At 53.4% G+C, this 26922-nt stretch carries 27 protein-coding genes and 1 riboswitch; of the genes, 16 read left to right on the top strand and 11 right to left on the bottom strand.

From position 1 onward, the window contains the following. Positions 1 to 2: 2 nt before the first annotated feature. Positions 3 to 1058: a zinc-binding metallopeptidase family protein gene (locus ACWI0H_RS15200; RefSeq protein ID WP_101145666.1), complete on the bottom strand. Its 1056-nt coding sequence runs from the start codon at positions 1056 to 1058 to the stop codon at positions 3 to 5. Positions 1059 to 1379: 321 nt separating this feature from the next. Here ACWI0H_RS15200 and ACWI0H_RS15195 point away from each other — a divergent pair, with 321 nt between their 5' ends. Continuing rightward, positions 1380 to 2879, top strand: a complete 1500-nt coding sequence (locus ACWI0H_RS15195; protein WP_176301913.1) for a CoA-acylating methylmalonate-semialdehyde dehydrogenase — start codon at positions 1380 to 1382, stop codon at positions 2877 to 2879. 100 nt (positions 2880 to 2979) lie between these two features. Here ACWI0H_RS15195 and ACWI0H_RS15190 read toward each other — a convergent pair whose 3' ends face one another. Then, positions 2980 to 3672 carry a hypothetical protein gene (locus ACWI0H_RS15190; protein ID WP_176301914.1) on the bottom strand — a complete coding sequence of 231 codons (693 nt, stop codon included), beginning with the start codon at positions 3670 to 3672 and terminating at the stop codon, positions 2980 to 2982. 190 nt (positions 3673 to 3862) lie between these two features. Here ACWI0H_RS15190 and ACWI0H_RS15185 point away from each other — a divergent pair, with 190 nt between their 5' ends. The 7 genes from ACWI0H_RS15185 to ACWI0H_RS15155 all read left to right on the top strand — a co-directional run bounded on the left by ACWI0H_RS15185 (position 3863) and on the right by ACWI0H_RS15155 (position 11775). Continuing rightward, positions 3863 to 4465, top strand: a complete 603-nt coding sequence (locus tag ACWI0H_RS15185) for a peroxidase-related enzyme (RefSeq protein WP_485873857.1) — start codon at positions 3863 to 3865, stop codon at positions 4463 to 4465. A 61-nt stretch (positions 4466 to 4526) separates the two neighbouring features. Further along, positions 4527 to 4634: riboswitch (TPP riboswitch) on the top strand. Beyond that, positions 4624 to 6003, top strand: coding sequence for an SLC5/6 family protein (locus ACWI0H_RS15180; protein WP_485873856.1), 1380 nt, complete (start codon positions 4624 to 4626; stop codon positions 6001 to 6003). (Overlaps the previous riboswitch by 11 nt.) 63 nt (positions 6004 to 6066) lie before the next feature. Continuing rightward, positions 6067 to 7491, top strand: a complete 1425-nt coding sequence (locus ACWI0H_RS15175) for a sensor domain-containing diguanylate cyclase (RefSeq protein ID WP_485873855.1) — start codon at positions 6067 to 6069, stop codon at positions 7489 to 7491. A gap of 167 nt (positions 7492 to 7658) precedes the next feature. Then, the gene (locus ACWI0H_RS15170) at positions 7659 to 8627 is read left to right on the top strand and encodes a magnesium transporter CorA family protein (RefSeq protein ID WP_176301918.1); all 969 of its coding nucleotides are present in this window, start codon (positions 7659 to 7661) and stop codon (positions 8625 to 8627) included. A gap of 141 nt (positions 8628 to 8768) precedes the next feature. Then, complete coding sequence (locus ACWI0H_RS15165; protein ID WP_339885345.1) at positions 8769 to 9347, top strand: NnrU family protein; 579 nt, start codon at positions 8769 to 8771, stop codon at positions 9345 to 9347. A 173-nt stretch (positions 9348 to 9520) separates the two neighbouring features. Further along, a complete protein-coding gene (locus ACWI0H_RS15160) occupies positions 9521 to 10711 on the top strand; it encodes an alcohol dehydrogenase catalytic domain-containing protein (RefSeq protein WP_485873854.1) in 1191 nt (396 codons plus the stop codon). Beyond that, a complete protein-coding gene (locus ACWI0H_RS15155) occupies positions 10711 to 11775 on the top strand; it encodes a proline racemase family protein (protein ID WP_198556003.1) in 1065 nt (354 codons plus the stop codon). The genes ACWI0H_RS15160 and ACWI0H_RS15155 overlap by 1 nt, the downstream gene beginning before the upstream one ends. An 11-nt stretch (positions 11776 to 11786) precedes the next feature. Here the strand turns inward: ACWI0H_RS15155 and ACWI0H_RS15150 are convergent, their stop codons facing one another. The 3 genes from ACWI0H_RS15150 to ACWI0H_RS15140 all read right to left on the bottom strand — a co-directional run bounded on the left by ACWI0H_RS15150 (position 11787) and on the right by ACWI0H_RS15140 (position 13520). Further along, positions 11787 to 12038, bottom strand: coding sequence for a DUF1289 domain-containing protein (locus ACWI0H_RS15150; RefSeq protein ID WP_485873853.1), 252 nt, complete (start codon positions 12036 to 12038; stop codon positions 11787 to 11789). Between the two features lie 31 nt (positions 12039 to 12069). Next, entirely contained in the window at positions 12070 to 12486 is a 417-nt protein-coding gene (gene arfB, locus ACWI0H_RS15145) for an alternative ribosome rescue aminoacyl-tRNA hydrolase ArfB (protein ID WP_101145656.1), read from the bottom strand. Between the two features lie 86 nt (positions 12487 to 12572). Further along, positions 12573 to 13520: a D-2-hydroxyacid dehydrogenase family protein gene (locus ACWI0H_RS15140; protein WP_485873852.1), complete on the bottom strand. Its 948-nt coding sequence runs from the start codon at positions 13518 to 13520 to the stop codon at positions 12573 to 12575. Positions 13521 to 13629: 109 nt separating this feature from the next. Here ACWI0H_RS15140 and ACWI0H_RS15135 point away from each other — a divergent pair, with 109 nt between their 5' ends. From ACWI0H_RS15135 to ACWI0H_RS15115, 5 genes are all read left to right on the top strand, one after another. Continuing rightward, positions 13630 to 14244: a flavin reductase family protein gene (locus tag ACWI0H_RS15135; protein WP_008957365.1), complete on the top strand. Its 615-nt coding sequence runs from the start codon at positions 13630 to 13632 to the stop codon at positions 14242 to 14244. Positions 14245 to 14570: 326 nt separating this feature from the next. Next, positions 14571 to 15716: an ABC transporter substrate-binding protein gene (locus ACWI0H_RS15130; protein WP_485873851.1), complete on the top strand. Its 1146-nt coding sequence runs from the start codon at positions 14571 to 14573 to the stop codon at positions 15714 to 15716. 60 nt (positions 15717 to 15776) lie between these two features. Then, positions 15777 to 17876: a methyl-accepting chemotaxis protein gene (locus tag ACWI0H_RS15125; protein ID WP_485873850.1), complete on the top strand. Its 2100-nt coding sequence runs from the start codon at positions 15777 to 15779 to the stop codon at positions 17874 to 17876. Between the two features lie 115 nt (positions 17877 to 17991). Next, entirely contained in the window at positions 17992 to 18561 is a 570-nt protein-coding gene (locus ACWI0H_RS15120; RefSeq protein ID WP_008957362.1) for a DJ-1/PfpI family protein, read from the top strand. 121 nt (positions 18562 to 18682) lie between these two features. Further along, on the top strand, positions 18683 to 19045 hold the full coding sequence (locus ACWI0H_RS15115) for a ribbon-helix-helix domain-containing protein (protein ID WP_101145647.1): 363 nt from the start codon (positions 18683 to 18685) through the stop codon (positions 19043 to 19045). Between the two features lie 41 nt (positions 19046 to 19086). Here the strand turns inward: ACWI0H_RS15115 and ACWI0H_RS15110 are convergent, their stop codons facing one another. Continuing rightward, entirely contained in the window at positions 19087 to 19854 is a 768-nt protein-coding gene (locus tag ACWI0H_RS15110) for a DUF1499 domain-containing protein (RefSeq protein WP_485873849.1), read from the bottom strand. Between the two features lie 120 nt (positions 19855 to 19974). Between ACWI0H_RS15110 and ACWI0H_RS15105 the strand changes: the two genes are divergently transcribed. Beyond that, positions 19975 to 20322 (top strand): hypothetical protein, encoded by a 348-nt coding sequence (locus tag ACWI0H_RS15105; protein WP_336268545.1) that lies wholly within the window; start codon positions 19975 to 19977, stop codon positions 20320 to 20322. Here the strand turns inward: ACWI0H_RS15105 and ACWI0H_RS15100 are convergent. Then, positions 20319 to 20552, bottom strand: a complete 234-nt coding sequence (locus tag ACWI0H_RS15100; RefSeq protein ID WP_022522550.1) for a DUF3820 family protein — start codon at positions 20550 to 20552, stop codon at positions 20319 to 20321. The genes ACWI0H_RS15105 and ACWI0H_RS15100 overlap by 4 nt on opposite strands. A gap of 29 nt (positions 20553 to 20581) precedes the next feature. Next, a complete protein-coding gene (locus ACWI0H_RS15095; RefSeq protein ID WP_485873848.1) occupies positions 20582 to 21466 on the bottom strand; it encodes a LysR family transcriptional regulator in 885 nt (294 codons plus the stop codon). A gap of 133 nt (positions 21467 to 21599) precedes the next feature. Between ACWI0H_RS15095 and ACWI0H_RS15090 the strand changes: the two genes are divergently transcribed. Continuing rightward, entirely contained in the window at positions 21600 to 22025 is a 426-nt protein-coding gene (locus ACWI0H_RS15090; RefSeq protein ID WP_336268553.1) for a VOC family protein, read from the top strand. A 14-nt stretch (positions 22026 to 22039) separates the two neighbouring features. Here the strand turns inward: ACWI0H_RS15090 and ACWI0H_RS15085 are convergent, their stop codons facing one another. Further along, positions 22040 to 22969 (bottom strand): AraC family transcriptional regulator, encoded by a 930-nt coding sequence (locus ACWI0H_RS15085; protein WP_336268554.1) that lies wholly within the window; start codon positions 22967 to 22969, stop codon positions 22040 to 22042. A gap of 248 nt (positions 22970 to 23217) precedes the next feature. On the opposite strand from ACWI0H_RS15085, the gene ACWI0H_RS15080 reads away from it, so the two are divergent. Then, entirely contained in the window at positions 23218 to 24279 is a 1062-nt protein-coding gene (locus ACWI0H_RS15080) for an NAD(P)-dependent alcohol dehydrogenase (RefSeq protein WP_336268555.1), read from the top strand. A gap of 117 nt (positions 24280 to 24396) precedes the next feature. On the opposite strand, the gene lnt is transcribed toward ACWI0H_RS15080, so the two are convergent. Together lnt and ACWI0H_RS15070 are read right to left on the bottom strand one after the other, a co-directional pair. Then, positions 24397 to 25878, bottom strand: coding sequence for an apolipoprotein N-acyltransferase (lnt, locus tag ACWI0H_RS15075; protein WP_485873847.1), 1482 nt, complete (start codon positions 25876 to 25878; stop codon positions 24397 to 24399). Between the two features lie 63 nt (positions 25879 to 25941). After that, a complete protein-coding gene (locus tag ACWI0H_RS15070) occupies positions 25942 to 26841 on the bottom strand; it encodes a CorC family transporter (protein ID WP_101145639.1) in 900 nt (299 codons plus the stop codon). Positions 26842 to 26922 lie beyond the last annotated feature (81 nt).

Here is a 26922-nt window from a genome sequence, read left to right as displayed (position 1 = left end):
GGCTAGCGCTCAACAGGGCTGGCGGCTTGGATCAGTTGATGCAGGTACGCCAGTTTATCGCGCACGGCGGGGGCGAGCACCGTCGGCGAAAGGTCGAGTAGCCCCATATCCCGGTTGAGTTCGTTCACCGCCAAGCCGACCTGATGAAAAGCCATCAACATGCTGTCCAGGCTACCGTCATATTCGACATGGGTAATGCCCATGTGCAGTGCGGTATCCAGCACGGCCACCATATCCAAGTAATAGGCGAAGGTTTCGGCGAAGTCTTCCCAGGGGTGCATGGTGGCGTAGGCAGAGATAAAACGCGCAGGCCAGTCGCTGGGGGCGCCCTGCTGATAGTAACGCTCTAGCGCCTCGGCGTAGCTTGGTCGATGGTGGTTGCCAAATACCGCGCGGCAAGCCTCTTCATCGCGATCCTTTACCAGTACATCCCAATAATAGTGGCCAATTTCATGACGGAAGTGACCGATGAGCGTGCGGTGTGATTCGTTCATATCGACGCGCAAGCGTTCACGCTCAACGTCATCGGCTTCTTTGACGTTAATGGTGATATGGCCCGAGGCATGGCCGGTATAAACCTTCTCTTGCTTCGCGGTAGAGCGCCATAACCCCTGGTCGGGGAGGGCGTCGGCCATAAATGAAAAGCTTAGCGGCACGTTAATAGCATCGTCTTTGGTGCCGTGTGGCAGCTTGAGTAGATCGAGGGTATGAAATAGCCGCCGCTTCGCTGCTTCAAGCGCCGCCCAGCGTTCACGATGACCTTCAATATTGAGGTCGGGAATTACCTCGTTATAACGACAGCAATCGCATAGGGCATCCGCTTGGCCGTGTTCCATCACCACCATGCGGTTACAGACGTTCTCAACGGCGTAGTTGTGGCACTTCATCAGCGCTGTATCGCAACCAGGGTGGGCGCAGCGATAGCCACCGTTGTCCAGCGGCTCAATCGCGACAATATTGCTACAGACGGGGCACCAGCCGACGTCTGACTGGCAGGTAAGGCAGTGGGTGTTTTCATAGAAAAGTGGATTGCCACAGCGGCAGCTGAAGGTCTGCATCGTTAATTCCCTGTGCTTAAACACGTTATGCGTAGTGTTTGCCGTGAACGGTTTGAAAAGCCACGGCGCCCCTGATTAGCCGAAGCATAGCCAGCACGGCATAACAATGGAAAGGCTAATTGACGCCATACGGCAGATTTTGTTTACTCGTAGGATACTTGATTGACGTTAACGTCAACTTGCTGCTATACCCTGTGTTCTTGCTTACCGCGATGCGCAGGCAATCACTGCTTTATGACAGCAATCGCAGCCATAACAATTACAGCCATAGCCACAACCATCACAGCCACCACAACCAAAACTATAAACAGGAGCAACGTTATGTCCGTTCGCGAAATACCCATGTATATCAATGGTCAGCCCGTACCGTCGCAAAGTCAGGAATGGCGCGATGTGGTTAACCCCGCTACACAAGAGGTCGTTGCGCGGGTGCCGTTTTGCACCGCTGACGAAGTTGAGCATGCCATCAGTAATGCCAAGGAGGCTTTCAAGGAGTGGCGAAAAGTGCCGCTTGGCAAGCGAATGCGCATCATGCTTAAGCTTCAGGCGTTGATTCGTGACAATACTGCAGAGCTGGCGGCACTGATTACCGAAGAGCACGGCAAAACCCTGCCGGATGCGGAAGGTGAAGTAGGCCGTGGCCTGGAAGTGGTGGAGCACGCTTGCTCGATTACCTCGCTGCAACTGGGAGAGCTGGCTGAAAACGCTGCCAACGAGGTGGATGTTTACACCATGCATCAGCCATTGGGTGTGGGCGCAGGGATTACCGCGTTCAACTTCCCCATTATGTTGCCGTGCTTTATGTTTCCGCTGGCGATTGCCACCGGCAATACCTTTGTTCTCAAACCCTCAGAGCAAGATCCTAGCTCCACTATGCGCTTAGTCGAGCTGGCCCACGAAGCCGGTATCCCGCCCGGCGTGCTCAATGTGGTACACGGTGGTCCGGATGTGGCTAATCAAATTGCTGATCATCAGGATATCAAAGCGCTCTCGTTCATTGGCTCTACCCACGTGGGTTCGCTGTTGTATAACCGCGCCGCCGCAGCGGGCAAGCGGATGCAGGCGATGATGGGGGCCAAGAACCACTGCGTGGTGATGCCGGATGCTAACCGCAGTCAGGCGATTAACAACCTGTTGGGCTCAGCCTTTGGTGCGGCTGGCCAGCGCTGCATGGCCAACTCGGTGGTGGTGCTAGTCGGTGAGGCACGCGAATGGCTAAGCGACATTGTTGAGGCGGCGCGGGCAATGAAAGTGGGGCCGGGCACCCAGTTGGATGCCGATTTAGGGCCACTGGTATCGCCGGCTGCTCGTGATCGTGTGCTGCGTTTAATCGATGCAGGCGAAAAAGAGGGCGCCAAACTGATGGTCGATGGTCGCAATGTTCAAGTGGACGGCTACCCCAACGGTAACTTCGTGGGTCCCACTCTGTTTGCGGATGTGACTGCGGATATGACCATTTACCGCGAAGAGATTTTTGGGCCTGTACTGTGCGTGGTCAGTGTTGAAACCCTCGATGAAGCGATCGAATTTATCAACGCCAACCCCAACGGCAATGGCACCTCTATCTTTACTAACTCTGGTTGGATTGCTCGCCGTTTTGAAACCGATATCGATGTGGGCCAGATTGGTATTAACGTGCCCATCCCCGTGCCTGTTGCCTACTTCAGCTTCACCGGTTCGAGGGCATCAAAGCTGGGAGATTTAGGGCCTAACGGCAAACAGGCGATTGCCTTCTGGACGCAAACCAAAACCGTCACAGCGCGTTGGTTTGAACCAGAGAATGTTTCTAGTGGCATTAATAGTACGATTTCGCTTGGCTAAATGAAGCGCTATTAAATGCCTGTTGCTGGCCCCGCATTAAGCGGGGTCAATTGATAGCAGGCGAGGCCAAAGCCAAGCCGATGAAACGACATATCGTGATTTAAAAGTTATCAAACAACGGCAAGCTTTCTTCCAACAGTTGTTCAATGGGGCCAAGTTGGCTTTCATGCAGCACCAGCAGGGAGTGTTCGTTCATGAAGTCCTGGGCAGGCGGCACCAGCAGCGCGAACTCACCTTCTTCGAGGTGAAACTCATGTATTTCGCGCAAACCAAGCGGCGTCATGCATTGCGAGCAGCGGTAGGTGTCATCTTCGCCATAAATCAGGCGGTGGTACATTTTAAACAGCGTATAGAGTGCCAAGCCGCCCTCAAACGCTGGCCAGCGCGCTGGGGTATGACGAATGCCGTTGGTGAGGTCTTGGCCCTCGGCTTTCGCCTCTGCAATCGCATCGGCTAGCGGGGCAGCAAGAATGGCGGTTTGGTCAGCAGGTAAAGGCGTGTTGTGCTTGGAGGCGTCTTCAAAATCCTGCACTGCTCGTTTGAAGTCTGAAACGTCACTGAGGGTGTAGTCGACATGCTGCAGGTCGTCGGGCTCAAACCCACCATTTTCCCAGCCATGAATGACTCTCAAGGTCATTTGGCCCCGCGTCATTGGGCGGGCAAGTAACATATGTAGCATGATCCGAATATGTAGCTGGCGTTCATCCGTATCATTTTCAAACGCTTGGTAGGGGTCAGCAAACAGTTCGTTTAGACGACCGGAGATGTGTTCTTTTGCTTCGTTATGGCTCATGTCAGTGTCCCTTTGAACGAACTGATTATTAAGCGTTAGGCGCGCGGTTCGTTTATGCCAGCTATTGCAGGTCGTTACGTCAGTATGGCGAGCAGGGCCGCTAATTAAAAGTCACTTAAGTTAGCGTTTTGTTACGTAAAGGCTAAGCCGTTTTTATGAGATGGTTAAACTTAACAATAAAGAGGTGATTATGTCTGCTTCATTAAGCCGTTTTAATGTACCAGAAACGTTAGATGATCTGCCCGACGATATTCGCCACGCTATTTTGGCCGTCCAGGAAAAGGCAGGGTTTGTGCCTAATGTATTTTTAATGTTGGCCCATCGTCCTGCTGAATTTCGTGCTTTCTTTGCCTACCACGATGCGCTCATGGAGCGTGAATCTGACTCGCTCACTAAAGCCGAGAAAGAGATGATTGTGGTCGCTACAAGTGCGCGGAATCGCTGCTTGTATTGCGTGGTGGCGCATGGGGCACTGGTGCGCATCTATAGCAAAGACCCGCTGCTTGCGGATCAGGTCGCCATCAACCATCGTGTGGCGCCGATTAGTGAGCGCCACCGCGCCATGCTCGACTTTGCCATGCACTGTGCCATTGATGTCGGTGAAATGACTGATGAGTGGTGCACACGCCTGCGGGAAGAAGGTTTTAGCCAAGAGGACTGCTGGGATATAGGCGCCATTGCGGCATTTTTTGGTTTGTCGAATCGACTGGTCACCCTGGCGGGTACGCCGCCCAATGAGGAGTTCTATCTGATGGGGCGAGTGCCCCGCGCTGAGGCTGTCAACACACCTTAAATCTTACCAAGACGCGAAACTTTACTAAGGCGCGTTTTTGGTTGACGATACCGTCTTCATTCACTGTCGCCAGGGGAGCCCTGCTTGCAAGGGCTGAGAATGCGCGCTGCGCAGACCCTGGAACCTGATCCGGTTCGTACCGGCGGAGGAAGTGCGACATGCTATATCTGACGTCAGCCGTGCTTGGCGCGGCGCTGTGCTGCTTTGCTTTTTTAGGCCTACGGGCTCGCTGGGCGGATGGTCCCGTTGATGACTATGTGACGGCCCGCAACTCACAAACGGCTTCAACCTTGGGCCTCTCCTTTCTTGCCTCCGGCATGGGGGCGTGGATACTCTTTGCCCCGCCTGAAATTGGCGCCTTTGTTGGCCCCCTCGCATTAGCAGGTTATGCGCTCGGGTCGGCACTGCCGTTTATTGTATTAGGACTCTACGGGCCAAAAATTCGCCGTGCGTTGCCGGAAGGGCGCAGTATCGCCGAGTTTGCAGAGGCGTGCTATGGCCCAGGCGTGCGGCGCTGGGTAACGTTGGTTTCGGTGGGCTATATGGCTTGCTTTCTAGCAGCGGAGCTCACCGCCATTGGGGCAATCACCGCGCTATTGTCAGATGTGCCGCCCGCGCTGGTGATTATTGGCGTTGCCCTCACCACCCTGGTGTATACCGCGGTTGGCGGGTTGCGTGCCAGCCTTGCCACAGACCGATGGCAGGCATGGCTGTTGCTAGCGCTTCTGTTGGCGGTGGGTAGCGTTACGTTATGGCGCCTACCCACAATGCCTAGCGAGGCAACGCTGCCTTCCATCCCCGTTACCAGCGCGCTAAGCGTTGCGTTAACGCTGGTCATCGCCGTCACCGCAGCGAACCTTTTCCATCAAGGGTATTGGCAGCGCGTTTGGGCGGCGAGGGATGATCAAAGCCTGGGCCGTGGCGCTTGGCTAGGCGGCGGTATGACCGTCGTCGTCGTGATGCTAATTGGTGGTTTGGGCATGCTGGCGACAATGAGTGGGGTTCCCCTTGGCGAGCCGCCGATGCCGTTTTTCGCCCTGCTAACGAAGGCCCCAGCTTGGCTGACGCTACCTGCCTTAGTGCTGGCAGTCACCTTGGTGGCCTCCAGTGTGGATACGTTACAAAATGGTATCGCTTCCCTGGTGGTGTCGCGCAGCGAACAGCGGGGTGTTTCCATCGCCGCTGCCCGCTGGGTCACGATTGCATTGATGATACCGGTGGTAGTGGTTGCTTTGCAGGGGCTGTCGGTACTGCGGCTATTCCTGATTGCTGACTTACTGTGTGCTGCCATTGTGGTGCCTGTGCTGCTAGGTCTGTGGCAGCGCATGACCCCTTTTTCGGCTGTTGCGGGAGGCGTTGCAGGATTGCTGGGTGCCATTATTCCAGGGTGGTTCGGTCAGGGCAGTCTCATCGCGGGAGTGGTAGCTGCCAGTTTTCCAGGCAGTATTCCTACGCTGGGGCCGTTTGTCGGCGCGATAGTCGCCTCTACGCTGGTTAGTGTGTTGCTCGCGAGTATGAGTAAAAATAATAAGCAGTAAGCAGAAAAGTGCTGGTCGCGATATGCTGGTAGACCTACACCTCCCTGAATGGGTGACATGACAATGAGCTACCCCATAGCATCTAATGAAGAGGCGCGGTTAGCCGCTCTTTATGAGCTTGAACTATTAGATACCCCGGATGAACCGGCGTTTGATCGCGTCACCAGGTTGGTTACCCAGTTACTAAATGTACCTATCTCAACGATCACGTTGATTGATGCTGAGCGTCAGTGGATTAAGTCGCGCGTGGGCGTGGAAACCCGCGAGACAGGGCGAGATGTGGCTTTTTGCGCTTATACAGTGACGGCCTCAGAGCCGTTAATTGTTGAAGATGCACGCAAGGATCCTAGATTTGCGCAAAACCCCCATGTGACCGCCCCGAATGGGATTCGCTTTTATGCGGGTATTCCGCTGTGCACCTCCAATGGACTTGCATTGGGATCCCTCTGCGCGATTGATATTAAACCTCGTACTCTTAGTGATCAGGAACTGGCGGCTTTGAAAGATTTAGCGGCGATTGTGACTGATGAAATTCGCCTGCGTGAGCGGCTGATCCGAGAGAGAAAAAAAGCACAGGAATCTCAGCGAGCGTTGAGCGAGCTTCATTACAGTATGGAGTGCCAAATTGAACGGCGCACCAACGAGCTCAACCTGGTCATTGAATCCGCCTATGACGCCTATATCAGCGTTGATTCACAGGGCGTTATTCTGGATTGGAATCGAGCGGCTGAGCTAATGTTTGGTTGGCCACGCAAGGCGGTGCTGGCAAGGCCAATCACACAACTACTCTTTCCGAATGGCTTGCCAACTGAGAGTGATCAAGCCCCTATCACCTTTACAGCGCGGTGCCATGATGGCAAGGAACTGCCCGTCGAGGTCCGCATCAAGACATTGACCATTGATGGCCGCGAACGACGCAGTCTTTTTATCCATGATATTACCGAACGGCAGCAGCTAGAGCGCTTGCGCGATCAACAGGCCCGTGAAGACGTATTAACCAAACTGCCGAATCGACGCGCCCTGGATGAACGCCTGCCTGATGCGATGGCCCGCGCTCGGCGTACTCAAAAGCCCTTAGCAGTTTTATTCATGGACCTGGATGGTTTTAAAGCGATTAACGACACTCATGGCCATGCCATGGGGGATGAGCTGCTGCGTGTGATGGCTAAACGATTGGCGGGGGCCGTCCGTGAAACCGACTATATAGCGCGGTGGGCCGGAGACGAGTTTGTCTTGCTATTAGAAGGCAGTGAGTCCATGGCGATTGAGCCGTTGGCTAAAAAATTAATACAGGTGATTGAAGAGCCGTTTGCTGCTGGCAATGCGGCGCTGAATATCAGTGCAAGCATAGGTGTTGTCATGTACATGCCGACTAGTGCTGAAACGGCCAACGAGCTATTAAAGCGAGCCGATGTTGCCATGTATGATGCCAAGCGCTTGGGAAAAGCCCAAGTTCGTATAGTGCAGCCTTTGGATAGTGCTTCTTAGGCTTGGTACGAAAACTGCTTGCGCTCGCCCATACGTTGTTAAAAATCGGCTCAAAATACTCATTTACACTCTGTAAACTCCGTTTTTTCGCCTATTTTTGCCTAGTCTGGTCTTCGCTCAGCGACTTTTCGTACAAACCCCGAGACCGGAAATATTCAAGGACGATCATGATTCGAACTATTCTGACCACGCCTGAAGGCGAGACCCAAGAGGGCGGTGAAAGCCTGATAGCTGTGTGGCGGGCTACGCCGGGAAGCCATATTTGGATTGACATGCAGGGGGAGACCCAGCAGAGCGAACGGTCGATTTTAGAGGCATTCGAATTTCACCCGATGGCGATTCAAGATGCCCATAAAGAGCGTCATCCGCCTAAAATAGAAGAGTTTGATAACCATACGCTGATTATTTATCGCGGCATTTCCTCCTTCGATGCCGAGCTGAACTATTTGCCTCAACAGGTCTGTTTTTTTGTGGGCGAACGGTTTTTGGTTACGCTCCATCCTGGTGAAGCGTTAAGCATTGAGCGGCTATTTAACGAGCACGGAAGAGCACTTTTGGCGCATTCGCCGGAGCAGGTCGCGCTGCGCGTTATGTATATCTCAGCCGGATTTTATATCGATAGCCTGCTTGAGTTTGAAACTGAATTAAGCGATCTAGAGGATGAACTGTTAGAAGACGGCAACGATGTCTTGATGCGCAAAATCATTACTTATCGCTCTCGATTGGTCAAAATGCGCCGCATTTTTAGTTACCACAAAGGCATTACTCAAGAACTGACGGCTTATGACTACGAGCATCTGCCCCGAGAAGAGAGCGAAACCCTGCACGCTATTAACGATGTGGCGGACCGCTTTGAACGCCTCTACACCTTGACCCAGATGTACTATGACATTTGTGGTGACTTAGTCGATGGCTATATCTCTATTTCTTCTCATCAGCTAAATATCACCATGCGTGTTCTCACCGTTATTACCGCAATTTTTGTACCCCTGACATTTATTGCTGGAATTTACGGCATGAACTTCGAAAATATGCCCGAGCTGCGCTATGAGTACGGCTACTTTTTTGTCTTGGGAGCAATGCTGGGCATCGGCGGCATATTGATTTGGTTATTTAAACGCAAACACTGGTTCTAAGCTCGTCAGTGAACGATTCGCCAGGAAACGAAAAGTTGACGCATGCATAGGTGGTTGAGGGGTGAGTGTGGCATTCTCTGCAGCGACCAAGACTATAAGGCATCAAGCCGTCGACTAGCGTTTTCACTGGGAGCATTTTTCATGACCATAATGATCATCGGGCTGCTGATTTTTTTAGGCAGCCACTCTGTACGTATCTTCGCTGAAAATTGGCGTCAGCAGCAAATTGCCAAATTCGGCGAAATCACGTGGAAAATAGCCTACTCGGCAGTGTCCGTGATCGGCTTGGCAATTGCCATTTACGGCTTTGGCCAGATGCGCCTTGACCCTATTTATGTGTGGCAACCACCCATGGGAATGCGCCATGCGGTCGCGCTGCTCATGCTGCCTGCCTTTATTATGCTAGTGGCGGCGTATGTTCCCCATAATGCTATTAAGGCCAAGCTTGGCCACCCGATGATGCTGTCAGTGAAAATATGGGCGTTTGCCCACCTGCTAGCCAATGGCCGCTTAGGCGATATTGTCTTTTTTGCAGCCTTTCTTATCTGGGCAATCCTAGCGTTTAAAGCTGCCAAAAAGCGTGGTCGTTTGACGCCAGCTGCGCCAGTTAAAACTACGAAAATGGCTACCATTGCTACCGTACTCATCGGGCTGGTGGCGTATGTTGTCTTTGCTTTTTACTTGCACACTGTGTTGATTGGTGTCCCTGTCTTTAGCTAATGCTTATGTTTAATTAAGATTTGAATTGGCTAATATTAATAGTAATGCTTTGTTCTTCTGGCGGCCTCGCAACCACGCGTTGCCGCCATTGCCGCTTATATGGCTTTTGAGACTCGGCAAGAGTTTGTTATTGTCGTTTGAGCGCCAATACACCCATATTAAGGAGTCAGCTCATGGCCGAAACTGAACACACGGTGCCGCCGACGATGGCTGCCATGCTATTGATTGGACATGGCGATATCGACAAATTGGAATACCATCAGGATGTCGCTACACCTCAGCCCAAGTCGGGGGAAGTGCTGGTACAGGTGACTGCTACGGCAAAGAACAATACTGACCGAAAAGCGCGTGAAGGCCTTTACCCCACCAAAGATAAAGGTGATGTAACTTCCTTTGCCATGGGCGGCACCCCGACGCTTACCTTCCCGCGTATTCAAGGGGCCGATGTGGCAGGCCGTATCGTGGCGGTCGGAGAGGGTGTCGACGCCGAGCGCATTGGTCAGCGAGGGCTGCTCGATTTTAATATCTACGCCGACGAGCGCCGTGATATTAACCTCACTCCTGACTACTACGGCCATGGCGCCGACGGCGGTTTTGCTGAGTATATCGCTGTCCCTGCTGACCAGTTCTATCACGTGCCCAACCCTGAGCTGCACGATGCAGAACTTGCCTCAATGGGCATGTGTTCGTATCAAACTGCTTACCACATGATGACCGCCGCCAAGGTAAGTGCTGGTGAGCGCGTGTTGGTCAGTGGTGCCAGCGGCGGCGTGGGGACCGCATTGATTCAGCTCTGCCGTGTTGTGGGCGCTATTCCCTATGCGGTAAGCCAGCTAGACAAGGCTGACGCACTCAAAGCACTAGGCGCAGAAGCGGTGATTGACCGTGGCGACTTGCCGACATTTGTGGATCGCGTGCTGGAAACGACCAGCGGTAAACCGATCGATGCGGTGATGGATCTGGTCGGCGGTGAAATGACCAATCTATTTATCGATACCATGATTGTCGATATGCAGGGGCGTAAGAGTTACCCGCGCCTTTCCATTGCGGGTGCCAGCGGTGGCAATCTGAGCGAAATGATGTGGACGCGCGTTTATCTGTATCAAGTGCAGATTTTTGGCGTTTCCCACGGCACCCGTGAAGAGGCCGAACAGCTTGTGGCATGGATACGCAGCGGTGAATTAAAGCCCGTGCTTCATGCGGCATTTAAGCTTTCCGACCTGCACGCGGCCGAGCGCTATTTTGTTAATCGAGACAGCAACTATCTGGGTAAAATTGTACTTGTTCCCGATGCCCAGTGGGCCTCTCATGGTGCTCCGTTCGCCCTCGAAAATTTTTCTTCTGACGCTCAGGAGCGCCACTAGTGCCTAATCTCCATACCATCCAGTTAATGGATACTCACGCCGGTGGCGATGTTAGCCGTATTGTCACCGGTGGCATCGATATTTTGCCAGGCGCCACTGTGCGCGAGCAGATGGAGTACCTGCGCGATGACGCCGACGGTTTACGTCGCTTGCTGCTTGAAGAGCCCTACGGCATTCCAGAAATGTCAGTCGATTTGTTAGTGCCTCCCAGCCACCCGGAAGCGGTCGCGGGCTATATCATTATGGAAGTAATGGGCTATCCCATTTACTCTGGCTCTAACACTTTGTGTACCGCGACAGCTGTGCTGGAGAGCGGTATTGTGCCCAAGCAGGAAGGGATACAGCGCTTTAAGCTGGAAGCGCCGGCAGGCTTGGTGCAGATAGAAGCCAAAGTGCATAACGGCGTGGTGGAGTCAGTTACCTGTGGCGGCTTGCCCAGCTATATCGACACCTATCGCGATACGATTGATGTGCCGGGTATTGGTGATGTCACATACTCCATCGCCTACAGCGGTGGCTTTTATGCGTTAGTGGATGCCACTGAATTGGGCTTTAAGCTGACGCGTGATGAAGAACGTGCGCTATCCGAGTGTGCCTATAAAATCGTCGAAGCGATTAAAGCGCAGCGAGGCTTTTCCCACTACACGCTGGGTGACGTAGGGCCACTGCCGTTTTTGCACTTTATGGGGCCTGAAGAGAAGGTAACGGAAGGTTATATACGTTCACGCTCAACCACCTATGTTCATCCTGGCGTTATTTGCCGTAGTACAACGGGTACTGGTACCTCGGCACGCCTAGCATTGATGAACTATGAAGGAAGATTGAGTATAGGCGATAAACTGGAGACGGTTTCACTGCGTGAAACGGGGTTTATCGGCACCTTCATTGGCACGCATCAGGAAGGCGCTTACCAAGTAGTGGAAAATACCATTACCGGCCGCAGTTACGTGTTGTCGCGCTCGGATATTGTGATCAACTGTGACGACCCGATGGTGGCGTGCGGTGAGTTGCACCATATCTTGAGTGACCGTCATCAGCCTGCGGCATTGTCTTTAGAGACTTAGTCTGTAAAAACTTAGTCTTTGAAAACGTGGTCTTTGGAAACATGGTTTTTGGAAACGTAGTCTTTGGAAACATGGCTATCAGAGACATAGCCTTCGCTTTCCAGGCGTTCCCATACCGGGGCTTTTTCGGCCTCGGTCATGGCGCCCCAGACAGCAATTTCATCTAGTGTACGGCCGCAGCCATTGCACAATGAAGTGGATGGCTCGATCTGGCAGATCTGCACGCACGGCGAGAGTGGGCGGACGGTAGAAGAGGTGCTCATTAAGATAGGCTCTGAAGAACTGACTGGCGCATTATGACGCCGACACTTTACCGCGCAATGACTTAATTTTTCCCTTTCGGGTTTTGTGATCAACACGACGGCGCTGCGAGCCTTTGGTGGGCTTGGTGGGGCGGCGTACTTTTTGCTGCTTGGTGGCACTCTGAATCAGCTCTTTTAAACGTGCCAGCGCATCTTCTTTATTGAGTTCAAGCTTTCGATGGCTCTGGGCTTTAATAATTACCACGCCCTCTTTGCTAATGCGCTGATCCGATAACGCCATTAAGCGCTCTTTATACAGAGGCGGCAGCGTAGAGCTCAGAATATCAAAGCGTAAATGTACTGCTGAAGCGACTTTATTGACGTTCTGGCCGCCAGCACCTTGGGCGCGAATTTGGCTGATATCAATCTCCCAATCAGCCAGGGTAACGTTATTAGAAATGGTGAGCATTAATGGCCCCTGTGTTACTTGTGAACCCATAAGGCTAGCACAATTGGCACAGAGACGGGGATGGCTAGCCTATTTAGCGCGCTCTATTAGCCCGCTAAATTGTTAATCGGGTGACCATCCATGTATGCCAGCAGGTTGCTGAAGGCATCGCCAAAATAGAGCTCATAGCTATCTTTTTCTACATAGCCAAGGTGAGGCGTGGCGACTAAATTAGGCAATGCCAGCAACGAGTTTTCAATGACCGGTTCCACATCGAAGACATCCACCGCTGCCTGACCAGGGCGCCCGGCTATAAGCGCCTGCTCAAGCGCACCGGGCACCACTAACTGTGAACGACTGGTATTTACCAGCAGAGATGTAGGTTTCATCTGGGCGAGTGATTCAGCAGTGACGATACCGCGGGTTTCGTCGTTCAAGCGAAGGTGCAGGCTCAGCACATCTGAGCGCTGAAACAACGCAGCTTGGCTTTCGGCTACTTCTAACCCGGCTTTAGCGGCGCGTTGGCGGGTGCCTTCCCGACCCCACACCAACACGTTCATTTCAAACGCCTGACCATAGCGTGCCACTAGGCTGCCGATTTTTCCGTAGCCAAAAATACCTAGTGTGCGTCCTTTAAGGCCGGTACCTAACGTGCACTGCCAGCGGCCCGCTTTCAGGTTCTCAACTTCTGCCGGTATATGACGCATTGCCGCCAGGACTAAACCCCAGGTTAATTCTGCCGCTGCATAAGGCGATCCAGTGCCCGCCATGACAGTGACGCCATGGCGGCGACAGGCCGCCATATCCACATGCGCTGCACCACCACCCGTTTGACTAATGACTTTCAGGTTGGGCAGGCGCGCCAGTAGGGCAGCCGTGATAGGCGTGCGTTCACGAATCAGCACTAACGCCTCGGCGTCCTGAAAACGCGCACTTAGCGCGTCCAGGTTGGTAAGGGTGTCGTGATAGATCGTTACATCGTGGCCTTCTAGCTGCTTGAAGGCATCTAAACGGCGCACGCAGTCCTGGTAGTCATCGGGGATAACAATCTTCATAGAGAGGATTCCTTAAACTGGTCGCATCGGTAATAGTAAAACAAGGCTTGGTGGGCCTTGTTGTTATAAAGTGATACTAACCTGAACACTAACCGTCAAGGAGCCCAAAATGAGTAACTATCTGTTAGATGATTCCCCCCTAAGCCCCGGTGTTATTTACCGCTTGTTATCTGGCGTTGTTTGCCCAAGGCCCATTGCCTGGGTGTCTACCCAGGATAAGCAGGGAAATACTAATTTAGCACCGTTCTCCTTCTTCAATGTCGCTAGCGTCAACCCGCCGGTGCTGGCGTTTTCACCACTGCTCAATGGCAGCGGTGAGCTTAAAGATACGGTGCGTAATTTAAATGACGTTGCAGAATGCGTTGTGCATGTGGGGAGTGAAGCGTTAATTGAAGCGCTCAATACCACTAGTGCCAGCCTGCCGCCAGGAGAGGATGAGTTTACCCTGGCCGGGCTTGAAAAGGCTGCTATGCCGGGCGTGAGCGTTCCGCGGATTGCTAATGCGCCTGTGGCGTTTGGCTGCAAACTGTTCGATATGATTCGGTTCGGTGACCAACCCTTGGCAGGTACGTTAGTACTGGCGCAAGTGGTTTCTATTCATATTGATGACGCGCTATGGGACGGCCGCCATGTGGATATGGATCTTCTCAAACCGGTAGGCCGCCTAGCGGGCAGCGATTACATCCGCATTAGCGATCGTTTTGCGATTGAACGACCTGATTAGCGATCGCTTAATTTCTATAAAGTAATGATTTTTAAGGTTATTTTTATATTTCTAACCATCATTTCACTGGGGTTACACAGTGGGTAATAATAATTACTTAGCGATTAATGATAACTAACCTTTAGTCGTATACTCTTCTGCCGATAGTAAGGGGTAACAGATCGGTAATGTAGGAGGCATGCGATGGTTCCCATTGTCTGTTTTCAACATGCCATTTATAGGGTGGAGAAGTGATCTAGCTAGCAAGGAGCAGATCAATGCGACGACTGGGAACGCTATTGTTAATAAAAAAATGTTTTAAAAAACAGCTGCCTAAAACGAGGCTGTTGAAGATAACGTTATTCGCTGGGCTGTTGGTTTCACCATTGACGCAGGCAGAGCTTACGTTTGGGATTGTCGCCCCTTCCAGCGGTGGCGCTGCGCCTTTAGGGCTGGGTATGCAAAAAGGTATCGAGACCTATTTTGCCGAGGTTAATGCAGCAGGCGGGGTGAATGGTGAAACACTTGCCTTGATCGCACGCGATGATCAATACCAACCACTTAAAGCCGCCAGCAATACCCGCCAACTGATTCAAGAAGATGACGTGTTGGCGGCGATAGGCAACGTCGGTACGCCGACGGCCACCGTTACCATTCCCATCTATAACGAGTATGAAACGCTGCTTTATGGCGCGTTCACAGGCGCTGGCGTATTGCGCAAAACACCGCCCGACCGCTATGTGATCAATTACCGGGCCAGCTATGTGCAGGAAACCGCCGCAATGGTGGATGGGCTGCTGGAAGCGGGTATTTTACCCGAGGAAATTGCCTTTTTTACCCAAAACGATAGCTTCGGCGACGCTGGCTACAATGGTGCGACACAGGCGTTAACCTCTCATGGCGTTGAAAATACCGCAGCGCTGGCACATGGACGTTTTACCCGTGGTACGCGCAATATTCACCAAGGGTTGGCAACCATTCTGCAAGCGCCAGTCACACCACGTGCCATCATTATTGTGGGCACCTACGGGCCCGCGGCAGACTTTATCCGTGAAGCCCACAACGATCTACCCGATGCAGTGTTTTTGAATGTCTCCTTTGTGGGCAGCCAAGCGCTGATGGTTGAGCTTGGCGAGTTATCAGAAGGCGTCATCATTACCCAAGTTGTGCCGCCCCTGGATGCCGAACTGCCTGCTGTTAAAGCTTATCGCCAGGCGCTTGAAACCCACGCCCGCGGTAGCGAGCCTGATTTTATCTCCCTCGAAGGTTATCTCGCCGCGAAGGTGTTTGTAGAAGGTGTTAAAGCGGCTGGCGCTGATCCGGATCGTGATGCCATTGTGGATGGCTTGCTGGGCTTAGGCGCCATCGATATTGGCCTGGAGGAGCCGCTCAGCCTTGGGCGCAATGATCATCAGGCTAGCGATGCGGTATGGCCAACCATTATCACAAACGGCCGTTTCGAGTCGGTGGAGTGGGCGAGCCTGTTACCGTAACGGTTACGTTATCAAGGCTTAAGTTACCTGTAAGACCCCTGACACAAGTGAAAACAGATAATGAAAAAAACGTTAAGTATTAGAGCCATGTTGATCAGCCTGTTCTTAGCAGCGGTGCTGGGCGCCGTGGTGTTGGCGGCAACAGGTTGGACGACCAACCAACGGCTCATCGACTCGCAGCGCTATATCACCGGTGAGGTATTACCGCTTCAGGATGCCAGCCGGGGCATGGTGCTCACCATGGGCGCGTTTGGTCAACGCCATGCGGATCTGCTTGCTGCTGAGAACGCAGCAGGCCTTGATGAGATCACCACACAAACCGCGTTGGATGAACGCTTTCATAACGCCCGCCAAGGGCTGAGTGGGGTGGAACACGGTGAAAGCCTGAATGAATTGGATAGTCATTATCAGGCGTTACTGGCAGGCGATACGGCGCTTGAGGCGATTCGCCGTGAAGAACTGAGCCTGCAAACACAAATGGCCGAGCGTATTAGTGCGATGCAAGCTCTTATTTCTCAAGTGATGCTTAGTGCCGAAGACATTGCCGGACGCACCGCGTTAGCCCAAGTACGCAGTGACCGTGACCAGCGTGAGTTGATGGAAGCCTGGCGCGAAGACGGCATGACGACACTGCCGACTACGCTTCTGGATAATATGTTTACCGCACAGGCGGACATTGGGCGTTTGAGCGGTAACGCGCGCATGGCACTCGCGCAATTATCTGACCTTGGACGTCAAATGATGCAAATGGACAGCACCGACGCCCTGGTCAATTTGCGCCATAATGAAATTGCCCAGCAGGTCGGGCTTGCCCGCCAGTCGCTGGCGGCCATCGCAAATGCACCCAGTACCGAAGTAGAACAGCGCGCATTGATTAATAATCTGGTCGAGGTCATCGGAGAGCTGGATGGTCTGATGGTATCCGATGACAACGCCGTTTATGAGCTTCGCTTACAGCAGCTTGCGCAACATGCCCAAGTGCAGGCGGCGCTCAGTAACGTTGCCCAAGCCATGGTGCAGATGCGCTCGGCGTTAAGTGACGTTGAAGCGTATACCGTGGCACAGGCTGACAGTGCCGCGACCCAGGCGGAAACGTTAGCCAATGCTGGCCGTTCGTTACTGATTATGGTCACACTGATTGTGATTGCGCTGCTTGCTATCTTTGGCTGGCGCACAATGGTGCGTGTACTGGGCCCGCTCGTGGCAATGCGCCGCCAGATGGAAAGCATCAGTGGCGCTGCTGGCGAGAACGCTGATCTTTCCAAGCGTCTCGATCTTAAACGCAACGATGAAGTAGGCCAGACGGCTCAAGCGTTTAATAGCATGATGGATACTTTTGAAGGCATGGTGGCGCAAATTCGTGAAAGCGCTGAAGCCATCGCGGCGAGCAGCCGACAGATTGCGGCAGGCAATGAAAACCTCTCACAACGAACCGACCAGCAGGCAGCATCGCTGGCTGAAACGGCCTCCAGTCTTGAGCAGATTACCGCGACGGTGAAGCAAACGGCTGAGTATGCTGACCAGGCGAAAGACGCCAGTGGCAACGTTGATCAACGTGCACGTGCCGCTGGGGATGTGTCAACTCGTACGACAGCAGCAATGGGTGATATTCGTGAGGCGAGCGAAAAAATCACCTCTATTATTAAAGCCATCGACGATATTGCTTTTCAAACCAACTTGTTGGCGTTAAATGCCTCCGTTGAAGCCGCCCGGGCTGGCGAGCAGGGGCGCGGGTTTGCTGTGGTGGCTCAGGAAGTGCGTAAGTTAGCGGGACGCAGCGCTGAAGAGGCGGCCCAAATTCGTCATTTAGTAGATGATAGTGTCGCTAAGGTTAGCGAGGGCGAGCAACTCGTCAACGCATCCAGTAAGCACCTTCAGGAGATCATTGATAGCCTGGGTGAGGTGACGCGCTATGTTACCGAGATCGCTGGGGCGACCCACGAACAGTCGGCAGGCATTGACCAGATCAACCAAGCGATTTCGCAATTGGATCAGGTGACGCACCAAAATGCCCGCTTGGTACAAGAAGCCACGACAGCCAGTCATACACTGGATGATCGTGCCGGTGATATGCATTCACTGGTAGGGCGCTTTCGGGTAAGCGATACGGCAGGACAGCGTCATCTGTCACTCCCACAGAAGGAAGAAATTACAACGTAGTAAGCAATTACTACCTGCTGGTGGAAAGCGCTTGCTAGTCTCATCTCACACGCCTCGCGTGTGCTCACACACTCGATCAATAACCATAAGATAAATAGGTAAAAGGAGTACTGAGATGAGCAGCAAGCGTATTTTAATGATCACCGGCGATTTCACTGAAGACTATGAAACCATGGTGCCGTTTCAAGCACTTATGGCCGTCGGCCACCAGGTAGATGCTGTCTGCCCTGGTAAAGCCTCGGGCGATACTGTGGCAACCGCGATTCATGACTTTGAAGGTGATCAAACCTATTCTGAAAAGCCTGGGCACCGCTTCGCACTGAATGCTGATTTCGCCAGCACTAACCCTGCCGATTACGATGCCCTGGTTGTACCGGGTGGCCGCGCACCGGAATATCTTCGTCTCAACAAGGAAGTCCTGACGATGGTTCAGCACTTTTTTGAGACCAACAAGCCCGTGGCGGCCATCTGCCATGGTGCGCAGCTATTGGCTGCTGCAAAAGTGCTTGAGGGCCGGCAGTGCTCCGCTTACCCGGCCTGCCAGCCGGAGGTAGAACTTGCTGGTGGTCACTTCGCCAATTTGGAAGTGACGGATGCGGTGACCGATGGCAACCTGGTCACCGCTCCCGCGTGGCCTGCCCACCCGGCATGGCTGGCGCAATTTATGGCACTGTTAAATAAGTAAAGCTAGCCGCACTATCATAATTACCTTTGCGCCCAGCCCCGGCTGGGCGCGCTATGTTTTTCCCCGCTATGCTTGTAGTTTGAACACACGTTTGAACAGATTACGCTGAGAGGCAACACCCATGTGTAAACTCTTTATTCAAGCTAACCCCGAGCTGTGGCGCAGTGCGACGCACTCGCTGCGTATCGATGGCATGGTCACCAGTGTGCGGATGGAAAACTATTTCTGGCACATTCTCGAAGAGATCGCCCAGCGAGATGGAATGAATACCGCCCAAATGATTACTCGGCTGTATCATGAATCGATCGATGCTGGGCACGATTTGGGTAACTTCACCTCGTTTTTACGCGTTTGCGCCCTGCGTTACCAAGCGCTTCAATTGAGCGGCGATATTCCAATCCAGCACCAGGTACCCATCGCCACCCTGGACGCGGAGCAAATTTTAGCGCGTGAAACTTGCAACAGGCAGGACTCCTTACATTAAAAACGGCGGCTGATAAGGGGGCTGGAAAAGAAGTAGAGCCGTTATTCGAGCCGTGCTTCCAGCGCACTTAAAAATTCTTCAATACGTGCTGCATTGGTGCCCACATCGCTTGCGCCCAGGCGTGATGCCGAGCGCATATCGACCTGCACACCATTGTCCAGCTCGGTTAAGCGAATAACCACGTCATCCTCAAAGCCAAACCAGCGCGTGGTTGCGGTGGCCTCTATGCGATTGTCGGTAATTCTGGCGATACGCCAGCCAGACTCTTCCGCTGCTGCTTGGGCAGCTGCCAGTACGGTTTGCGGAGAGTCATCTACGATTATCGGCTTGAGGTGAGGGTAGGCTGCTCGCTGTTGCTGGGCGGTTGCCTCACCAGGGTAATCGACCGCGTTAGGGGCAGCACGCCGTGCGTTGGCTAAGGCTTCAAAAGCAGGTGGATTCTGGGTGTCGGTGGTGATGTCGTGAATGGCCGGTACCTCTTGAGCACGTTGCCAGTGCTGCCAAGGCACAAAAAGCAGCGCCGCCGCAGCGATAATGACCAGCGAGGCCATCAAGGCTGATGTGAAGCGACGAGCCAGTATGCTCAGCAGCAGCGTAACGATGCTGACTGCCACCGCTCCACCCGCCGCATAGACGCCGTTACGTAGTAAGTTAAACGCCTCGCCCAGGCTGATAAGTTCGCCCCGATAAGCCGGGCCAGCGCCCGCCATCATCAGTACCGCCACTACAAGCAGCAGAATGGCTAAACCTGCCAGTATACCTGGCCAGCGGCCACCGCGTGGGTGTGACGCTTTCAGTTGCATTGCCATGTTCTCTCCTTGTCACATCGTATTCAGCGATTCTTTTGAGCTATCCTTTCCAGCTATTCTTAGCACAAATACAACGCCAATTGGCAATCTGAACGTTTAATACCTGACGATAGGATATACATGACCGATCACGTAACCGCTTTACGTCAGTTGCTTCTCAGCGCACCGCAAGAAGCCCTGCCAATGACCTACCAGCAGGTGGCCACCGAGCTGGGGCTGACGCCGCCGCGCACCATTGGGCAAGTTACCCAAGCGCTTGAGCAGTTAATGCGTGAAGACGCCGCGCAACAAACACCTTTTATCGCCGCCTTAGTCGTCAGCCGCCGGGGCGATGGGTTACCCGCTACGGGCTTCTTTGAGTTAGCTGTCGCTTTAGGCCGTTTTCCCAAAGACCCGACCCTCCACGAGTCGGCTTACCGGGCTGAGTTTCAGAGCGCCCTCAACGAGCGCGAAGATTGCCAACGTTAAGTTTCGCCGCGCTGGCTGGGCGTTTTACGCAGCGGGTCAAGCAACGGGCCAAGCCCGTTGTGATCGATTTCATGCATTAGATGAAGCAGCTGGCCAATCTCGCCAGAAGGAAATCCTTCCCGGGCAAACCAGTTTAAATAGGGGCCGGGGAGGTCGGCGATCAGGCGGCCCTCATACTTGCCAAAGGGCATGGTACGGGTGACTAGCTTTTCCAGATCCTCTGGTTTCATGCATTAACTCCTGTGGCTTTGATTGCGTGCTAAACACAATTATCAGGTTGTTCTGCCGTTTCGCCAATCAATTGGGCAAGCGCTCGGGCGGGTTCGCTCAAATGACCACTGGTAGGATGGATCAGCCCTATATCACGATGAAAGGTACGCTCGCCTAAATCAATCGCACGCACGCCGGTTGGCCAGCGTGAATGGGCGATGGCCTCGGGAACCAGCGCCACGCCTACCTCCTTGGCGACCAGCTTAATGATCGCTTCCAGTTCGTCGACTTCGCACACCTCACGCACATTGCAGTGGTTATCTCGTAGGAAGCGCTCCACCTGCCTGCCCCCAAAGGAGGCACGGTCGTAGCGGATAAACGGCTGGTTGGAGAGCAGTTCCCGCCACTGATCGCCGTTGATATGCGGTGGCACGATTAACCGAAAAGGCTCGTGAGCTAGGGGTGTCCAGCGCAAATCACTGTGTAGCGAAAAGGGCGGGCGAATTATCACTGCCATATCCAGTTCGCCAGCGTCGACCTGATTGACCAGTTCCATGGAAAGCCCCGGTACCACGTGGGTACAGCAATCGTGATAAGCGTGATGAAAGCGCGCGAGTGCATCAGGCAGTAGCGAGCGCTGGATGGAGGCGATGGCGCCGATATTGATCCGTTGTGTGGCTGGCTGGCCTGACATGGATACGCCCAGCGTGCTATAGAGCGTCAGCAGGGCGTGGGCTTGCTTCAACGTCTCTTGCCCTCGCTGGGTCAATATGGCGGCACGCCCTTTGCGTTCAAACAGGGCAAGGCCTAGTTCTCCCTCAAGGCGTTTCATCTGCGCACTGACCGCTGCTTGAGTCAGGCCAATTTTGTTACCCGCTGCGGCAAAGGTGCCTTCCTGGGCAACCGCGATCAGCGTCTTTAGCTCACGGATCATTGATAAATCCTTTTTGTGAATCAGCCAAATAGTTATTGATTTTATTTTCCCATGCGTCGCCCTAGGATGAATACAGCGTGGCAGCACAAAGTGTCACTCAATCCCCATAAACCGACTTAAGCTGGAGATGACGATGAGCCTTTCACCTTTCCATTTGGCGATTCCTGTTTACGATGTTGCGCTGGCACGGGCATTCTATAATGACGTTTTTGGCCTGGAAGAGGGGCGTTCCAGTGAGCAGTGGGTCGACTTTAATTTCTTCGGCCATCAGTTAGTCATTCACGAGCAACCCAAAACGCCGGGACAAGAGAGCGCTCATACCAATCCCGTGGACGGTCACAACGTTCCAGTACCGCATTTCGGCGTGATTTTGCAGTGGGATGAGTGGGAAGCCCTGGCCGAGCGACTGAAAGCGCGGGATACACAATTTGTGATTGAGCCTTACGTACGTTTCAAAGGCGAAGTGGGCGAACAGGCCACTATGTTCCTGCTCGACCCTTGCGGAAACGCCCTGGAGTTCAAGGCGTTCAAAGATATGAGCCAGATCTTTGCAAAATAGACTTTGCCAAGTAATCAGTAATGACTGTAAAACGCTATGGCGCCCCGATGTCCGGCCTGTAACGCCTGTTCCTGTCGACGGTGTTGAAGCGGAGGCTCGCCAAAATAGCGCTTATAGTCGCGGCTAAACTGAGGCACGCTGCGGTAGCCAACCGCCGCAGCGGCCTGATTGACGTTGTGGTTGTCCTGCAAAAGTAACTGCTGGGCTTTGATTAAGCGCAGCCGCTTTAAGTACTGAGCCGGTGACGCACGGGTAATTTGCTTAAAGTGCTGGTGAAATGTCGACGGACTCATATTGGCCTGGGCTGCCAGCTGTTCAATGCTAAAGTCTTCAGCAAAATTGGCATGAAGCCTCGAAAGCACCTGCACGATGCGCGAATAGTTGCCATGCCCCAATACCAACGCCCTTAGCGCTTGGCCTTGCTCCCCCTTTAATGCCTCGAATACCACGTCACGAATACGCGCCGTGCCCATCGTTTTGCATTCAACAGGCGCATGCAGTGTGCGCGCCAAACGCTGTACGGCGTCTTGCATACCATCGTTCATGGCGACTGATGCCATTGGCAGTGGCGTTTGGTTCTGTTGTACCGCCTCGCCCATGGCGGTCACCATCTCACTCAACAGTGCCGGATCCAGGCGTACCGATATACCCAGCAACGGGGCTTCCGGTGAACCGTAAGTTTCGCACTCAAACGGCATGGGCAGCGTTTGAACTAAATAGTGGCCGGGGTCGTAGTGGATTTCACGATCGCCCAGATACCCCATCTTTTGCCCCTGGGCAATAATGGTCAGGCTTGGTTCATAGAGAAGCGGCGTACGCACTTGGTGGCGGCTTAAACAGAGTAACGATACGCCGGGCAGAGTCGTTTGACTGATACCGTCGCTTTTAATGAGTGGTGCAATAACAGCAGCCAGCGCATTGCCAGCCTGAGCGGTGGAGGCCATGGGGTTCTCTCTGGTTTCTGGTGGCTTTTGCATAATCATAGCGATTTTAAGCTATTTTTTGTTATTTTATTACGTGCTATCGGAGTAATTGGCAAAAATGGCGTAGCTTCGTTCATCGCTATCCTTACGGATTAGGCCAATACTGTCGGCATACCTCGCACGCGAGGAAATGTCTGCTGATTTTGAAAGTTGGTTTTGAAAAAAACAGCTTTTAAGTCTAGTTGCGAAGTCAAGATGGAGCCCCACCGATGAGCCAAGCCAAATCCTATGCAGCATTTGCTGCGGACAAACCGTTAGCACCGTTCAGTTTTGACCGTCGCCAGCCGCGCCCGGACGACGTGGCGATTGAAATTCTCTACTGTGGCGTGTGCCACAGCGACCTTCACTTTGCCCGCAATGACTGGGGAATGAGCCAGTACCCTGTCGTCCCCGGCCATGAAATTGTCGGCCGCGTGACCTCGGTCGGCGATAAGGTTTCACGTTTTAAAGCCGGTGATTTAGTCGGTGTTGGCTGCATGGTGGATTCGTGCCGTACCTGTGCCGCCTGTAAAGATGGCGTAGAGCAGTACTGCCTGGAAGGCTTCACCATGACCTATGGTAGCGAAGACCGCCAAGACGGCACCATAACCCAGGGTGGCTACTCCGACGCCATCGTAGTGAGTGAGCACTTTGTACTGCAGATGCCTGATGGTATCGATCTAGCCTCAGCAGCGCCGATTCTTTGTGCCGGTGTGACGACCTATTCACCGCTCAAGCACCATGGCGTCGGTCAAGGCCATAAAGTTGGTGTGATTGGTATGGGTGGCTTAGGCCATATGGGCGTTAAACTGGCTAAGGCGTTGGGTGCGGAAGTCACCGTATTCACCCGCTCAGATGCCAAGGTTGAAGAAGCTAAGCGCAACGGTGCTGACCACGTGGTGGTTTCCAGCGACCAGGCGCAGATGGATGCCGTGGCTGATACCTTCGACTTTATGCTCGACACCGTACCCGTACAGCATGACCTTAACCCTTACCTGAAGTCGCTGAAGTACGACGGTACGCACATTATTGTCGGTTTGCTTGAACCTATTGAGCCAGCCATTGAAGCCTTTAACTTGGTCTTCAAACGCCGTGTGGTTGCCGGTTCGCTGATTGGCGGCATTGCCGAGACCGAAGAGCTGCTCAAGCTGTGTGCTGACCAAGGCATTACCTGTGATATCGAGATGTTGGATATCAACAACATCAACGAAGGCTTTGAGCGCATGGAAAAAGGCGATGTACGCTATCGCTTTGTGATTGATATGGCGACGTTGAAAAACAGCGCTGCCTAATCTTTTGGCATTCACTTGCCCATAGCGCTAGCTTGAAACAACGAAATGGCCCGCGTCCTACAAAGGACGCGGGCCATTTTGCTACGGGCGAGTACTATGTATCAGATTTTTTACGTATCAGCTTTTTACGTCACGTTTGCTGCGCGCGGCAACGACGCCGGGTAAAAGCAACAAGCCTGCTAGCAGCCAAGCGGGCCAACTGCCTGTGCGGGTAAACGGTGTCAAACCTTCCATGGCGTAGAACTCACCGGTTATCAGTGTGGTTTCGAACTGCGGGGCGCGCTCCACGATATGGCCTTCGGGGTCGATAATCGCCGTAATACCGTTGCTGGTAGCGCGGACCACATAGCGGCCATTCTCTAGCGCTCGCAGACGGGCCATCTGCAAATGCTGGTGGGGGCCGATTGAGGCACCAAACCAGGTGTCGTTGGAGACCGTCATGATGACACCGCTGTCTTGCGCGCGGCGGGCAACTAACTGCGGGTAGATAATTTCATAGCAGATCGCATTGCCGATATTTATCCCCGCGGCCTGCATGGGTGTTTGCTCGTGCTCGCCTTTGGTAAAGGTCGACATTGGTAGGTCAAAGAAATCGATCGCCCCGCGGAGTACGCTTTCCAGCGGCAAGTACTCACCAAAAGGCACTAAGTGCTCTTTCTGGTAGCTGCCCTCTACATTGCCTACGCCAATGACGCTATTGAAATAGCGCTCTTGGTCGTCGCGCTGAACGATGCCGGTGAGCAGGGCGACATCGGGCGGTAGGTTAGATTGTACTCGTTCCAGCACTGGGCGGGCCTGGGTTTCCATCATCGGCAGGGCGGTTTCAGGCCAGATAATCAGGTCAACATCGTCGGCAACTTCGCGAGTCAGTTCGCTGTAGGTGTTAGCGGCCTCCCGTTGCCCTTCAGGAGTCCACTTCAACAGCTGTGGCAGATTACCTTGTAACAGGGCGACACGGGTGGGCTCGTCTACTGGCGTGGTCCACTGCTGAGGCAATGCCAGCGGGACTAGCCAAATAGCTGCCAGTGGCGCGAGTGCCCACCACCGACGGCGCAGCAGTAGTTCAGCACCAATCGCACCGCTAAGTGCTACCAATAGAGAAAGCAGATAGACGCCACCAACGGGTGCCCAGGCGGCTAGTGGCGAATCGACATAGCCAGAGCCCAGCAGCAGCCAGGGAAAACCGGTAAACAGGTAGGTTCGTAGCACCTCGCCCAATACCCAGGCGCCCGCAAAGCTGATAAACGCGAGCCGAGCGGATGTGAAGCGGCGATAGAGCCAGAAGGTTCCGGCAAAAAACAGCGCCAAAATCGTCACGAACAGCACAGTTAGGAAAACGGCCAGTGGTACACCGGTATAGCCATAATCGTGAATAGAGACATATACCCACGAAGTGCCGCTGGCGAAGAGCGCCACGCCATATAGCCACCCCTTTAGAGCCGCCTGGGCGGGGGTTAACGTGTGCAGGCCCGTGTATAGTAAACCAATCGCCACCGGGCCAAGCCACCACAGTTCAAACGGTGAGGCCGTTAGGGTGGTGAATCCACCAGCAACCAGGGCGGCAAGCAGCTGTAACAAAAACGCGGGGGGTAAACCCATAGCGATAACCTATCGTCGGTAAAGTGCGAGAAAGCGGATAGAGAGCAGAGTGACGATCAGCGACTAGGCTGGCTTGTTCTCCTGGTCATCGTCTTCTTCGTCATCACGACGCGTGTCACGGTAGGCTTCGAGTAGACGAATGCGCCGGGTGTCAGCATTGAGGATCACAAATCGCCAGCCACCAAGAATGGTATGTTCTCCGCGCCGAGGCAGATGGCCGAACTGCTGCATTACCAGGCCGCCAACCGTATCGAACTCATCGTCGGAGAACTCAGTGTCAAAGCGTTCGTTGAAGTCTTCGATGGGGGTTAGCGCGCGAATGGCAAAACGGCCATTTTCGATCTCGCGGATATCATCCTCTTCGTCGGTATCGTGTTCATCTTCGATGTCGCCGACAATCTGCTCAAGGATATCCTCAATGGTGATAATGCCCGCAGTGCCGCCGTATTCGTCAACGACGATGGCCATGTGATTATGGGTATCACGAAACTCTTTGAGCAGGCTGTTAAGGCGTTTTGACTCAGGAATAAACATCGCCGGTCGCAAGATATCATCAAGCTTGAAAGCGTCACGCTGGGCCTGCGTTTGGGAGAGTAGCGGTAACAGATCCTTTACCAGCAGAATACCTTTCACATCATCCAGGTTTTCACCAATCACCGGGTAGCGGGAGTGGCCGGTTTCCTGAATGAGGGGTAGGTAGCCGTCGCTGGTTTGATCCAGCGCGATGGCGGACACCTGGGAACGCGGTATCAGCACTTCGCGTACTTGCTGGTCGCTGATTTCAAGCGCGCCTTCGATGATCATGATGGCGTCTTGGTCCAGCTTTAGTTTTCCTGCGGTATGGCGTAAAAACGTCATCAGCTCATCGCGTGAGCTGGGTTCGTCATTGTCTCCGGAAAGGGCGCCAAAGATTTTCTCGAGCCAGGATTTTTGATTGGGGTTGCTCGATCGGTCTTCGCTCATGCGTCAATTCTCTCGTTTGCGGGCAGACAGTTGCTATCTTATTTACGGCGTTGTCAGGTAGCTGTTTTATCACCGATGCGG

Source organism: Halomonas sp. NYA30, assembly GCF_976980765.1.
This window is presented reverse-complemented; position numbering and strand designations above follow the sequence as displayed.

Bases quoted from the DNA above. Each gene is read 5' to 3' on its own strand.
- ACWI0H_RS15200 (WP_101145666.1), bottom strand. From the start codon at position 1,058: ATGCAGACCTTCAGCTGCCGCTGTGGCAATCCACTTTTCTATGAAAAC.
- ACWI0H_RS15195 (WP_176301913.1), top strand. From the start codon at position 1,380: ATGTCCGTTCGCGAAATACCCATGTATATCAATGGTCAGCCCGTACCG.
- ACWI0H_RS15190 (WP_176301914.1), bottom strand. From the start codon at position 3,672: ATGAGCCATAACGAAGCAAAAGAACACATCTCCGGTCGTCTAAACGAA.
- ACWI0H_RS15185 (WP_485873857.1), top strand. From the start codon at position 3,863: ATGTCTGCTTCATTAAGCCGTTTTAATGTACCAGAAACGTTAGATGAT.
- ACWI0H_RS15180 (WP_485873856.1), top strand. From the start codon at position 4,624: ATGCTATATCTGACGTCAGCCGTGCTTGGCGCGGCGCTGTGCTGCTTT.
- ACWI0H_RS15175 (WP_485873855.1), top strand. From the start codon at position 6,067: ATGAGCTACCCCATAGCATCTAATGAAGAGGCGCGGTTAGCCGCTCTT.
- ACWI0H_RS15170 (WP_176301918.1), top strand. From the start codon at position 7,659: ATGATTCGAACTATTCTGACCACGCCTGAAGGCGAGACCCAAGAGGGC.
- ACWI0H_RS15165 (WP_339885345.1), top strand. From the start codon at position 8,769: ATGACCATAATGATCATCGGGCTGCTGATTTTTTTAGGCAGCCACTCT.
- ACWI0H_RS15160 (WP_485873854.1), top strand. From the start codon at position 9,521: ATGGCCGAAACTGAACACACGGTGCCGCCGACGATGGCTGCCATGCTA.
- ACWI0H_RS15150 (WP_485873853.1), bottom strand. From the start codon at position 12,038: ATGAGCACCTCTTCTACCGTCCGCCCACTCTCGCCGTGCGTGCAGATC.
- arfB (WP_101145656.1), bottom strand. From the start codon at position 12,486: ATGCTCACCATTTCTAATAACGTTACCCTGGCTGATTGGGAGATTGAT.
- ACWI0H_RS15140 (WP_485873852.1), bottom strand. From the start codon at position 13,520: ATGAAGATTGTTATCCCCGATGACTACCAGGACTGCGTGCGCCGTTTA.
- ACWI0H_RS15135 (WP_008957365.1), top strand. From the start codon at position 13,630: ATGAGTAACTATCTGTTAGATGATTCCCCCCTAAGCCCCGGTGTTATT.
- ACWI0H_RS15125 (WP_485873850.1), top strand. From the start codon at position 15,777: ATGAAAAAAACGTTAAGTATTAGAGCCATGTTGATCAGCCTGTTCTTA.
- ACWI0H_RS15120 (WP_008957362.1), top strand. From the start codon at position 17,992: ATGAGCAGCAAGCGTATTTTAATGATCACCGGCGATTTCACTGAAGAC.
- ACWI0H_RS15115 (WP_101145647.1), top strand. From the start codon at position 18,683: ATGTGTAAACTCTTTATTCAAGCTAACCCCGAGCTGTGGCGCAGTGCG.
- ACWI0H_RS15110 (WP_485873849.1), bottom strand. From the start codon at position 19,854: ATGGCAATGCAACTGAAAGCGTCACACCCACGCGGTGGCCGCTGGCCA.
- ACWI0H_RS15105 (WP_336268545.1), top strand. From the start codon at position 19,975: ATGACCGATCACGTAACCGCTTTACGTCAGTTGCTTCTCAGCGCACCG.
- ACWI0H_RS15100 (WP_022522550.1), bottom strand. From the start codon at position 20,552: ATGAAACCAGAGGATCTGGAAAAGCTAGTCACCCGTACCATGCCCTTT.
- ACWI0H_RS15095 (WP_485873848.1), bottom strand. From the start codon at position 21,466: ATGATCCGTGAGCTAAAGACGCTGATCGCGGTTGCCCAGGAAGGCACC.
- ACWI0H_RS15090 (WP_336268553.1), top strand. From the start codon at position 21,600: ATGAGCCTTTCACCTTTCCATTTGGCGATTCCTGTTTACGATGTTGCG.
- ACWI0H_RS15085 (WP_336268554.1), bottom strand. From the start codon at position 22,969: ATGGCCTCCACCGCTCAGGCTGGCAATGCGCTGGCTGCTGTTATTGCA.
- ACWI0H_RS15080 (WP_336268555.1), top strand. From the start codon at position 23,218: ATGAGCCAAGCCAAATCCTATGCAGCATTTGCTGCGGACAAACCGTTA.
- lnt (WP_485873847.1), bottom strand. From the start codon at position 25,878: ATGGGTTTACCCCCCGCGTTTTTGTTACAGCTGCTTGCCGCCCTGGTT.
- ACWI0H_RS15070 (WP_101145639.1), bottom strand. From the start codon at position 26,841: ATGAGCGAAGACCGATCGAGCAACCCCAATCAAAAATCCTGGCTCGAG.